Below are 11,294 nucleotides of genomic sequence, written 5' to 3'. Positions count from 1 at the left end.
ATGACGCATTCCAATGAAGTGATACAGCCGGACGGGTGGGCGCCGGCCAAGGGTTATGCCAACGGCGTCAAGGCGACGGGAACCATGATCTTCGTCGGCGGCCAGATCGGCTGGACGGCCGACCAGGTGTTCGAGACCGACGACTTCGTGGGTCAGTGCGAGCAGGCGCTCAAGAACGTGCGTGCCGTTCTCGAGGCGGGTGGCGCGGGTCCTGAGCATCTTGTCCGGCTGACCTGGTTCGTCACCGACAAGCGTGCCTATCTCCAAACGCTGAAGGAACTCGGGCGGGTTTACCGCGACGTGATGGGACGGAATTTTCCGGCAATGACGATGGTCGAGGTGAAGGCGCTGGTCGAGGATCGCGCCCGCGTCGAGATCGAGGCGACAGCGGTCCTTTGAACGCCACAACGGACTAATATTCGCTTTATCCTATGTTTTGAATGGCAAAGCCTGCCGAATGGCGCTAGCAGTCGGTCTGTCGATGGCAGGGGAGGCGACTGGCAGCTGTGTCTGGCAAGCAAACGGCAACGCTCATCGTTGCGGCGAGTCTCGTCATTTCGGCGGCTGGCCTTGTTGTCGAGATCGTCGGCGGGCGCATGCTCGCGCCGTATCTCGGCATGTCCATCTACACGTGGACGGCCGTCATCGCCGTGGTTCTTGCAGGCTTTTCCGCCGGCCATGCCGTCGGTGGATACTACGCCGATCGGAGCGCCGGGGAAATTTATCGGCTGACGGGCCATTTCATGGCTCTGGCAGCCATGACGACCGCTTTCGCGCCACAACTGCTGGCAGCTGTCGCCCAGCCCGTCATCGGCGCTTCGGGCACGGCCCTGACCGCGATTGTTCTGCTCGCCACGATCATCTTTTTCGTCCCGAGCCTGGCCGTCAGCGTGCCGTCGGCGCCGTTCGCCAAGCTCTTGATCGGATTGACGGGGGAGCGTTCGGGCCCCTGGCTGGGCGCGCTCTTCGCGGCAGGCTCGCTCGGGGCCATTGGCGGCACCGTGGCGGCGGGATTCCTGTTCATCCCGTTCTGGGGGACGCGCACGACGCTCCTGACCGTGGCAGCGATCGAAATCGCTCTGGCGCTCGCCTTCTATCTCGCTGCTTCGCGCGCGTCGCGCCCTGCCATGGGCCTGGCGTCCGTGCTTCTTGCCGCCTTCCTGCTGCTCGCGACCGCCGGCGCCGGCCTGACGATTGGACGCAGTCCATGCGACGTGGAGAGCCAGTATTTCTGCATCCGCACGATGGACTACAGCGCCGAGGCCGGACAGGAGGCACGCCTCATGGTGCTGGATCATCTTGGTCACGGCATCAATCTGGAGGAGCCGACCGCGCTCTATCACGCCTATGCCGCCATCATCGACAATCTGGCGAATGTTCATCTTGGCAACGCCCCACGCCGGGCGTTCTTCGTCGGCGGCGGCGCTTTCACGCTACCGCGCGCCTGGGCCGAGCGACAGGAAGACTCCGCATCCATTGTCGTGTCCGAGATCGATCCGCAGGTTTTGGAGGTTGCCGATGACGAGTTTTGGGCTGAGAGCGCTCGCTTCACCGTGCGCCAGGAAGACGCGCGGCTGGCGTTGAGCAGGGAAGAGGGCGGCTTCGATGCCATTGTCGCCGATGCGTTCACCGACATCGCCGCCCCACAGCATTTGATAACAAGGGACTATGTCGAGCTCGTTCGCGCAAAGCTCGCCGATGACGGCGTCTTCATGATGAACATCATCGACCATACCGATCGCCTCGATGCCCTCGCCTCGATGGTTGCGACGATCGAGGCGGTGTTTCCTGTTGTCGAGGTATGGGCGGAACAGTCCGAGATCATCCCGGGCAATCGCGTGACGTTCGTGATCTTTGCAGGCGGGAACCCGACGCCGAAGCCGACCTTCGTCGATCCGCTCTTCGGCCGGTTGATGAGCCGGATGCCGGCGCGATCGATGCAGGCGTTGCTCCAACGCGACACGATCGTGATGACCGATGATTTCGCGCCGATCGATCGGCTTTTGGGCTGGGACCTGCCGCCCGATTGACCGCATGGCTGCGGCGATGCAAATATTCAATAAATTCTATGTGGGAGGCACGCATGCGCAACCAAACGGCCAGCCGGACGATCAGACTGACGCGGCGGCGCTTTGTCCAACTTTCGGCGTTGACCACGCTCGCGGCCGCACTACCGGGCTTCGCAGCAATACGAGCGCGGGCGCAGGACATGTCCCTGGCACTCGGCGAGAACACACTGACCACCGTCTCCGACGGCAACCTGATGCTGCCGCTCGACTTCGCCTTTCCCGACGTCGATCAGCAGGAGCTCATCGCGTTGCTCGAGGCAAGCGGCCTTTCCGCCGATGGTCTGGAGCCTGATTGCAATGTCTCGGTACTGCGCACGCCGAACGGGCTCGTCGTCTTCGATCTGGGCGCCGGCGCGAACTTCATGCCGAGTGCCGGCGAATTCCTGCAGAATTTCGAAGCTGCTGGCTTTTCGATTGATGAGGTGACAGATGTCGTGTTCACCCACGCCCATCCCGATCACCTCTGGGGCCTGCTCGACGATTTCGATGAGCTGATGTTCCCTGATGCGGCCTATCACATGGCCGAGGCCGAACATGCCTATTGGACGGCGCCCGATACGCTGGAAAAGACGCCTGAGGCAGCGCAGAGCTTCGTCGTCGGCGCCCAGAGCCGGCTGGACGTCCTCGCCGATCGGATCAATCTCTTCAAACCCGGCGCGGAGGTCCTGTCTGGCGTGGAGGCCATGGACACCGGCGGGCATACGCCCGGCCATACGTCCTTCGTCATCCATGGCGGCGACGAGCCGGTGATGATCGTCGGCGATGCGCTGAACAATCACGTGGTCTCCTTTCAGCGTCCCGATTGGCGCTCCGGCACCGATCAGAACCCCGACCGTGCGATCGAGACACGCAAGATGCTGTTGGATCGATTGGCTGCTGAGAATATGCGGATTGTCGGCTTCCATATGCCGGAACCGGGCAATGGGCGTGTGGAAAGGGACGGTGAAGCCTACCGCTTCGTCGCGGGCGAATAGCCGAAGGACACTTCAGCCCGCTGGCCGCCCGAAGGCTGCCAGGGCTGATCCCTCAATCAGATGGGCAAGGCCGAGACGTGCGCCGGCTCCGATCGACACCATGACGATCGGGGCCGAGACCGCCAGGGTCGACATGGCCGAGATTCCTTGCCCGATCGTGCAGCCGAGGGCAAAGACGCCGCCAATCCCCATCAATGCAGCGCCGCCAAGGTGGCGACCAAGCTCGCGCGCGTCGTCGCAGGCTTCCCAGCGCATGTCGTTGCTGCGCCAAGCCGCAAAGGCTGCGCCGAGAACCGTGCCGAAGACGACACCGACGCCATAGTCTGGGAAGCCTCCGCCGGTATGGATGCCGAAGAGCATCACCAAATCGGCAACGGGCGTGACGAACGATGCGGATTCGACCTGGACAGGATAGAAGCTGTGATCGGCAGCGATGGATGTGGCGAGCCACCCGAACGCGATGGCGAGGGCGATGGCCACGGCTGCCGCGATCCCGGATCGATGAACCCGGTAATCCGCATCGGTAAACACCCATAGAACAAGAGCCAGCACGGTGAGGATACTTGCCGCAGCACCGAGTTCGATCCCAGTCGCCGCGGTCGCTATCGCTCCGATCGACTGGCTTCCGGCGCGAGTGAAGTCGATCGTGGCAGTGCTTTCCATGATCTGGCGCAGCGGTGCGATGACGCCCCTCTGCGTCACCAGTCCCGTCAGCGCGATGACGATGAGCACAATCAGGCCGCGCAGCGAACCGCCGCCAAGGCGGATGAGTGCGCCGAAGCCGCAGGTGCCGACCAGCGACATGCCGAGGCCGAACATGAGCCCTCCGGCAATCGCGCCGAGCCAGCCGAAGCTCGGGGACAGATAGAAGGATTGCGATAGGTCCACCGCGCCGGCGGACGCGAGCGACTGTGTGAAGACGATGGCCAGCGCGGCCGACAGGACCCATGTTCTAAGCCCGCGGCTGTCGCCGGCATACCAATGCCGCTCCAGTGCTGACAGCGTGCAGAAATGCGCTCGACGTGCCGTGTAGCCGAGCAGCAGACCCGCGGCCAGCCCGGCAAGCGGCAACCAAAGGAATGAATCCATCTGTCCTCCCCACCGGCAAAAGCAATGCTCCTCGCTCTGCCTTTATTCGTTTGAGCGCACGTCCGATGCCTCTTCGATCTGCGGCGGAAGTGCCTCCAGCATCTCGCCAATCAACGCGTAGAAGAATTCATCGCCCGGATATCCGCGCAGCCTGTCGATCTCCCGTCCATCATCCATCAATATGAAGGTGGGCGTGAAGCGTTCGATCGTCAGATGCTGCAGGTCCTGCGGGATGGGCTCGGTGATATCCACACGTCGCAACGGCGCTTGCTCGCCTTCCTCGCTCTTTGAATAGCCCGGGGCGATCTCCTCGTTGAACCGCGCGCACCACGGGCATCCGGGCTGTTCGAGCATGACAAGCTCGGCCGCCGATACCGGAAGCCCCAGCGCGACATGGCCGACGACCGCCAGAACAAGTCCTGCCGTGCGTGACTTTGAGGCTGTTTTCGGCCAGGACATCGCAAAACTCCGCAAATTTGTTTGCAACATATAGAAAAATTCGAATATCTTCCAGCGTGATCGTTGCTGTTCGCAGCATGCGAAACGCCGGTTGGGGAGAGATCATGCTGGACGTAACGATCGGTGGCGCATTGCTGGCAGGTTTGCTTTCGTTCGTTTCGCCCTGCGTCTTGCCAATCGTTCCCCCCTATCTGGCATACCTTGCCGGAATGAGCTTCGACCAGCTGCGTCAGGACGATCTGGGACGCGAAGCTTCGCGCCGCATCGTTTGGGCCGCAATTGCCTTCGTGCTGGGCTTTACCACGGTCTTCGTTGCCCTTGGCGCCACGGCCAGCGTCATCGGCCAGTCGATGGCCCGCTATTTCGACACGCTTTCGCTGGTCGCCGGCATCGTCATCATCGTGATGGGTCTGCACTTCATCGGGGTCTTCCGGATCGGTCTTTTGTATCGTGAGGCCAGGGTGCAGGTTGCGCGAAAGCCGGCCGGCCCTGTCGGCGCCTATCTGATGGGACTTGCCTTCGCATTCGGCTGGACGCCCTGCGTCGGCCCGGTCCTCGCTGCCATCCTGTTCATCGCGGGGTCGGAGGATACGATCGCGCGAGGCGCGGCACTTCTCTTCGCCTACTCTCTCGGGATCGGCATTCCTTTCGTCGTGGCCGCGCTCTTCGCCAGTCGGTTCCTGTCGGCGGCGGCCCGCATGCGCCGCCACATGCGCAAGGTCGAGATCGCGATGGGCGTGCTGCTCGTGATCACCGGAGTTCTGTTTGCGACGGGCCAGATGGCGAATATCGCGTTCTGGCTTCTGAACACGTTTCCCATCTTTTCCACCATAGGATAGGAGTGGACCTCATGACGCGTCTCTTTGCTCTCGCTCTGACTTTCCTGACCATCGTTGTGCCGGTGCATGCCGTGGAAATCGGCGATGATGGGCTGCACAAGCAGCCCTGGTTCTCGCTGACGTTTCGCGATGTCGCTGAAGACATCGAGGAGGCGAATGCGGCCGGCAAACGTTTGGCCTATGTCTTCGAGCAGCGCGGCTGCATCTATTGCCGCGAGATGCACGAGACCCTGCTTTCCGATCCTGAAGTCGCCGATTACATCCGGGAAAACTTCATGGTCGTGCAGTTCAACATGTTCGGTGACGAGGAAGTCACCGATCTTGACGGAGAGGTATTGACGGAGCGCACGGCGGCCCGCAAATGGGGCTACGTTTTTACGCCCACGATCGTCTTCCTACCGGATGACGTTTCAGAGGACAGCGTCTCACAGGCGGCCGTGGCGACGATGCCAGGCGCCTTCGGCAAGTGGACGTTCCTCAATATGTTTCGCTGGGTCAATGAAAAGGGGTATGAGAGCGACGAGCATTTCCAGACCTATCATGCACGGATCATAAACGAGATGCGCGCAGAAGGGCGTCTGGAGGGCGAGGAATGAGTGCGGATGTTCGAAAATATCCGACATATTCAAAAATTCATATTTGTATTGTCATGCAGGCGAAGCTGCTTTAACGTCCAGAACGATCGGGCGGTCCGAATAGATTGGGCGCCCGGGGCACGGGGAGGAGAGTTGTGATGATCGAAGGGCTGAACCGTCCTTTTTCCGTTGTGGTCGCAGTGGCGGCGGGTATCCTTTGGACGGGCGCCGCAGGCGCCCAGACCGCTCCCGACGAACTCGACTATTCCGAGTATGCCATCGAGGCATCGTTGACGGGTGAGGATGGCGCCGTGGCCAGTGGCCGCGAGATATTCGCCGATCGGTCGCGCGGCAATTGTGTGGCATGCCACGTCAACTCGGAAATGCCGGAAGCGGACTTCCAGGGCAATGTCGGCCCATCCATCGATGGTGTCGGCGATCGCTGGCAGCCGGAACAATTGCGCGCCATCGTATCGGATGCGAAGAAAATTTTTGGCGATCAGACGATCATGCCGGCATTCTATAGCTTGGACGTCGGCATCAATGTCCGCGAAGATCTCAAAGGAAAGACGATCCTGACCGCGCAAGAGGTCGAGGACGTCGTCGCATATCTCTCGACCCTCAAGGAAGAGCAGTAATCAGGAGAATGCACATGAAGATGAACAGACGCCAGATGATGGCGGCAACGGCAGGCGCGGCCGCCTTCGTGGCGACTGGCTTCAGGATTTCGCCGGCCCGCGCCACGCCGGAAGCGACCCAGGAAGCGATCGACGCGTTTACCGGGGGTGCAAAGCCAGAAACCGGCCGGATCACGCTCGATGCGCCGGAAATCGCCGAGAACGGCAACACCGTTCCGATTTCGGTGTCCGTCGAGAGCGATATGACGGAAGAATCCTACGTGGAAGAGGTTTCACTCTTCGCCGAAGGCAACCCGGAAGCGCACGTCGCGACCTTCAAGTTTTCGCCGATGAGCGGAAGCGCGGACGCGACCACCCGGATTCGCCTTGCCAGTTCGCAGAACGTGATTGCCGTCGCCAAGATGAACGATGGCTCCGTTTTCATGGATACCAAGGAAGTCAAGGTCACCATCGGCGGCTGCGGCGGCTGAGGACAGACCGGACAAGGAGACACACAAATGGCATCAAGACCACGCGTTCGTGTGCCGAAGACCGCTTCGGCAGGTGACGTCATCGACATCAAGACCCTGATCTCGCACCAGATGGAGTCGGGGCAGCGCAAGGATGCCGATGGCAACACCATCCCGCGCCAGATCATCAATTCCTTCACCTGCGAGTTCAACGGCCAGGTCGTGTTCGCTTGTGATATTCAGCCGGCCGTTTCGGCGAACCCCTATATGGAGTTCAAGGCCAAGGTGAATGAGAGCGGTACGTTCAAGTTCACCTGGGTTGACGATGACGGCTCGGTCTACGAGACCGAAGAGCAGATCGAAGTCAGCTGACGTCGAAGGGGCAACATGGATCGCGGACGGGCCTTGCCCGTCCGTTAATGTCCGGGGAGGGAATTCGCGTGAGAACACCAGGTATCTTGGCTGCCGCCGCCTTGGCGCTGGCAATGGGAGCAACGTCGCTCGTCTTTGCCGAGCCGGCGGACGAAGAGCTTGTCATTGACGGCGAGATCGAAATGCAGACACGGGTGGAGGCTGCCGAGGATCACCCGTTCGATGAAGTCATCTCGGGGTGGCACTATCGCACGGAAGAAACCCGCGCACTCGAAGCCGACAGCTTCGCCAATCCAGGCATGCTCTACGTGGAGGAAGGCGAAGAAATCTGGAATACGGTCGAGGGCTCGCAGGGCAAGTCCTGCGCTTCCTGTCACGACGATGCCGCCGAAAGCATGGCTGGCGTCGGCGCCTCCTATCCGAAGTGGAACGAGGAAGCAGGCAAGCCTTTCAACATCGAACTGCAGATCAACGCCTGCCGCGAACAGAACATGGGGGCAGAGCCCTACAAGTTCGATGCGCCGCAGCAGAAGGCCCTCACGACGTTCATCAAACACCAGTCGCTGGGTGAGCCCGTGGACATCGATCTGGAAGCTGGCGAGATGCAAAGCTGGTGGGACCGAGGTGAAGATCTTTACTACACCCGCACCGGTCAGCTCGATCTGGCATGCGCGACCTGCCACGAGGGCTATAACGGCCAGTATATCCGCGCCGACCATTTGAGCCAGGGCAACGCCAACGGCTTCCCGACCTACCGGCTCAAGCAGGCGAACATGGTGTCTCTGCACAACCGTTTCCGCGGCTGCATTCGCGACACGCGCGCAGAATTCCCCGATGCGTTTTCCGATGAGCTGATGGCGCTCGAAGTCTATGTGACCTGGCGCGGCGAGGGGCTTTCGGTCGAAACCCCGGCTGTCCGCCAGTAGCATCTGTGTGCGGCATCATGTGTGCCGCACCATCATGGTTCAGAACGATCGTTGAGAAGCAGTGTGGCCGCGGGGCAATCCCGGCCGCCCGATAGTCCGTGCTTGGAGGTTAGTCCATGTTCAATCGCCGCGAGTTCCTGACAGCCACCGTCGCGCTTTCCGCGCTTGCCGGCTCCGGGCTGGCGGGGAACTGGTCGCGCGCCGCCGCCCAGCAGCGACTGACCGAAGACGATCTCCTCGGTTTCGAGAATTTTGGAAATGTGACGCTGATGCACATTACCGACATTCATGCTCAAACGAAGCCGCTCTATTTTCGCGAGCCTTCGATCAACATCGGAGTCGGCGAGGTCCAGGGACTGCCGCCGCACGTCACCGGCAAGGACTTCCTCAAGCTATATGGCATTGAGGCCGGTACGCCCGAGGCCTATGCGATGACCTATGTCGATTTCGCTGCGCTTGCCGAGAGCTATGGCCGCATGGGTGGTCTCGACCGTATCGCGACGATCATCAAGCGTGTGCGCGCCGAACGGGGTGACAACATGCTGCTTCTCGATGGCGGCGACACCTGGCAGGGCTCCTACACGGCAGAGAAGACGAAAGCCGCCGACATGGTGGAACTCATGAACGCGCTTCAGCCGGATGCGATGACCGGTCACTGGGAGTTCACGCTCGGCACGGAGCGGGTCCAGGAGATCATCGACGGGCTGCCCTTTCCCTTCCTCGGAAGCAACATTTTCGATGCCGAGTGGGACGAGCCGGCTTTCGAGGCCTACCGCATGTTCGAAAAGGGCGGAGTGCAGATCGCCGTCATCGGACAGGCCTTTCCCTATACGCCCATCGCCAATCCCCGCTGGATGTTTCCCGAGTGGTCGTTCGGTATCCGGGAGGAAGAAATCGCCGCCAACGTGGACGCAGCGCGCGCCGAGGGGGCGCAACTTGTCGTTCTGCTTTCCCACAACGGCTTCGATGTCGACCGAAAGCTGGCGAGCCGCGTCGAAGGGATCGACGTCATCTTGACCGGCCATACGCACGACGCCTTGCCAGAGCCTGTCATCGTCGGCAAGACGCTGGTCGTCGCGTCCGGTTGCGCCGGCAAGTTCCTCAGCCGTCTCGATCTTGACGTCGCCGGCGGTGAGGTCCGCGATTATCGCTATCGTCTGATTCCGGTCTTCTCCGACGTCATCACCCCCAACGCGGATATGGCGGCCCTCGTCGACAAGGTCCGCGCGCCCTATGAAGAGGAATTGGCCCGCGAGCTTGGGACGACGGATTCGCTTCTCTATCGGCGTGGAAACTTCAATGGCACGTTCGATGATCTCTTCTGTCAGGCGCTGATCAGCGAACGCGATGCGGAGATTTCGCTGTCTCCGGGGTTCCGGTGGGGAAATTCCTTGCTGCCCGGGCAGTCGATAACGGTCGAGGACCTGCACTCGGCCTGCGCCATGAGCTATCCGAGCGCATATCGCCAGCCGATGAGCGGCCAGATGCTGAAAGACATTCTCGAGGATGTCGCGGACAATCTCTTCAATCCCGACCCCTACTACCAGCAGGGCGGCGACATGGTCCGCGTCGGCGGGATGGGCTACACGATCGATGTGACGGCGCCGATGGGATCGCGTATTTCGGATATGACCCACTTGGCCAGTGGCGATCCGATCGAGCCGGAGCGGGAATATGCCGTTGCAGGCTGGGCTTCAGTCAACGAAGGGACCGAGGGCCCGCCGATCTGGGAAGTGGTCGAGAGCTATCTGAGCCGCAATCCCGATGTCGCGATCAGCGAAAACGAGACGGTGATCGTCCGCCCGTGATCAGGCGTTCCGGCGCCGTGCGATTGCTGCGCGGGCCGGAAGCCTGAACCGTGTCCATCCGCTTCCGTGCAAGGTTGAAGCACCTAGTGGTGCCGGCCGATCGCCAGATATTTTTCACGCCGCTCCTTCAGCAGCGTCGGGCCGTCCTTGGTGGTAAGGTCGGCGAGCGCCTTTGCGATCGTCTTGCCCGTCTGCGCGATTGCGGCAGCTGCATCGCGGTGTGCGCCGCCCACGGGCTCCTTGATGATCCCGTCAATGATACCGAGCCCTTTCAGGTCATCGGCGGTGATCTTCATGCTCGTGGCGGCCTCCTTCGCCTTCGCCGAATCCCGCCAAAGGATTGACGCCGCGCCTTCCGGCGAAATGACGCTGTAGATCGCGTGTTCGAGCATGTAGACGCGGTCCCCCGTCGCGATCGCTATCGCGCCACCAGAGCCGCCCTCGCCGATGATCACCGAGACGATCGGCACCTTGACCTTGAGGCACATCTCGGTCGACCGGGCGATGGCTTCCGCCTGGCCGCGCTCTTCAGCGCCGACACCTGGATAGGCCCCGGCTGTATCGATGAGCGTGACGATCGGCAGGTGAAACCGGTTCGCCATCTCCATGATGCGGATCGCCTTGCGATAACCCTCGGGCTTCGCGCTTCCGAAATTGTGCCGGATGCGCGACTTTGTGTCGTGCCCCTTTTCCTGGCCGATCAACGCGATGGGCGCACCTTCGAAGCGGGCAAAGCCGGCCTGGATGGCCTCGTCCTCGCCGAAATTGCGGTCGCCCGCCAACGGCGTAAACTCGGTGAAGAGCTCGCGGGCGTAATCGAGAAAATGCGGCCGTGCCGCATGGCGTGCCACTTGAGTCTTCTGCCAGGGCGTCAGCTTGGCGTAGATGTCCGCCATCGCGTCTCTCGCACGCGCTTCCAGCCTGGCGATCTCCTCGTGCGTGTCGACGCTCTCGTCTTCCTCGCCAAGCTTCTTCAGCTCGTGGATCTTGCCTTCGAGGTCGGAGAGCGGCTTTTCGAAATCGAGATAATTATGCATGAGGCCTTTGGATCAACGTGGAAAGGATGAGAAGAAGCCTGAAATGATGGCGACAAGGC

The 11,294-nt window shown here is 61.4% G+C and carries 13 protein-coding genes; 10 read left to right on the top strand and 3 right to left on the bottom strand.

Annotated elements, in window-relative coordinates:
- From CN673_RS07880 to CN673_RS07870, 3 genes are all read left to right on the top strand, one after another.
- On the top strand, positions 1-399 hold the full coding sequence (locus tag CN673_RS07880; protein WP_099865720.1) for a RidA family protein: 399 nt from the start codon (positions 1-3) through the stop codon (positions 397-399).
- Positions 400-506: 107 nt separating this feature from the next.
- Entirely contained in the window at positions 507-2,030 is a 1,524-nt protein-coding gene (locus CN673_RS07875; protein WP_099865719.1) for a fused MFS/spermidine synthase, read from the top strand.
- 53 nt (positions 2,031-2,083) lie between these two features.
- Positions 2,084-3,043 (top strand): MBL fold metallo-hydrolase, encoded by a 960-nt coding sequence (locus CN673_RS07870; RefSeq protein WP_198585945.1) that lies wholly within the window; start codon positions 2,084-2,086, stop codon positions 3,041-3,043.
- A 12-nt stretch (positions 3,044-3,055) separates the two neighbouring features.
- Here CN673_RS07870 and CN673_RS07865 read toward each other — a convergent pair whose 3' ends face one another.
- Positions 3,056-4,132 carry a YeeE/YedE family protein gene (locus CN673_RS07865; RefSeq protein WP_099865717.1) on the bottom strand — a complete coding sequence of 359 codons (1,077 nt, stop codon included), beginning with the start codon at positions 4,130-4,132 and terminating at the stop codon, positions 3,056-3,058.
- A 42-nt stretch (positions 4,133-4,174) separates the two neighbouring features.
- Positions 4,175-4,591, bottom strand: a complete 417-nt coding sequence (locus CN673_RS07860; RefSeq protein WP_245409828.1) for a thioredoxin fold domain-containing protein — start codon at positions 4,589-4,591, stop codon at positions 4,175-4,177.
- Positions 4,592-4,695: 104 nt separating this feature from the next.
- Between CN673_RS07860 and CN673_RS07855 the strand changes: the two genes are divergently transcribed.
- From CN673_RS07855 to soxB, 7 genes are all read left to right on the top strand, one after another.
- A complete protein-coding gene (locus CN673_RS07855) occupies positions 4,696-5,430 on the top strand; it encodes a cytochrome c biogenesis CcdA family protein (RefSeq protein ID WP_099866094.1) in 735 nt (244 codons plus the stop codon).
- A gap of 11 nt (positions 5,431-5,441) precedes the next feature.
- Positions 5,442-6,026: a thioredoxin family protein gene (locus CN673_RS07850; RefSeq protein WP_099866093.1), complete on the top strand. Its 585-nt coding sequence runs from the start codon at positions 5,442-5,444 to the stop codon at positions 6,024-6,026.
- Positions 6,027-6,163: 137 nt separating this feature from the next.
- Positions 6,164-6,643: a sulfur oxidation c-type cytochrome SoxX gene (gene soxX / locus CN673_RS07845; RefSeq protein ID WP_099865716.1), complete on the top strand. Its 480-nt coding sequence runs from the start codon at positions 6,164-6,166 to the stop codon at positions 6,641-6,643.
- 14 nt (positions 6,644-6,657) lie between these two features.
- A complete protein-coding gene (gene soxY / locus CN673_RS07840; protein WP_099866092.1) occupies positions 6,658-7,113 on the top strand; it encodes a thiosulfate oxidation carrier protein SoxY in 456 nt (151 codons plus the stop codon).
- A 27-nt stretch (positions 7,114-7,140) separates the two neighbouring features.
- Positions 7,141-7,464 carry a thiosulfate oxidation carrier complex protein SoxZ gene (gene soxZ, locus CN673_RS07835; protein WP_099865715.1) on the top strand — a complete coding sequence of 108 codons (324 nt, stop codon included), beginning with the start codon at positions 7,141-7,143 and terminating at the stop codon, positions 7,462-7,464.
- Positions 7,465-7,577: 113 nt separating this feature from the next.
- On the top strand, positions 7,578-8,390 hold the full coding sequence (gene soxA, locus CN673_RS07830; protein ID WP_099866091.1) for a sulfur oxidation c-type cytochrome SoxA: 813 nt from the start codon (positions 7,578-7,580) through the stop codon (positions 8,388-8,390).
- Between the two features lie 116 nt (positions 8,391-8,506).
- On the top strand, positions 8,507-10,198 hold the full coding sequence (gene soxB / locus CN673_RS07825; protein WP_099865714.1) for a thiosulfohydrolase SoxB: 1,692 nt from the start codon (positions 8,507-8,509) through the stop codon (positions 10,196-10,198).
- A gap of 83 nt (positions 10,199-10,281) precedes the next feature.
- Here soxB and CN673_RS07820 read toward each other — a convergent pair whose 3' ends face one another.
- Positions 10,282-11,235 carry an acetyl-CoA carboxylase carboxyltransferase subunit alpha gene (locus tag CN673_RS07820; protein WP_099865713.1) on the bottom strand — a complete coding sequence of 318 codons (954 nt, stop codon included), beginning with the start codon at positions 11,233-11,235 and terminating at the stop codon, positions 10,282-10,284.
- Between the last annotated feature and the right edge of the window lie 59 nt (positions 11,236-11,294).

Origin of the sequence: Neopararhizobium haloflavum (assembly GCF_002750855.1) — a bacterium.
Classification (GTDB): domain Bacteria; phylum Pseudomonadota; class Alphaproteobacteria; order Rhizobiales; family Rhizobiaceae; genus Georhizobium; species Georhizobium haloflavum.
This window is presented reverse-complemented; position numbering and strand designations above follow the sequence as displayed.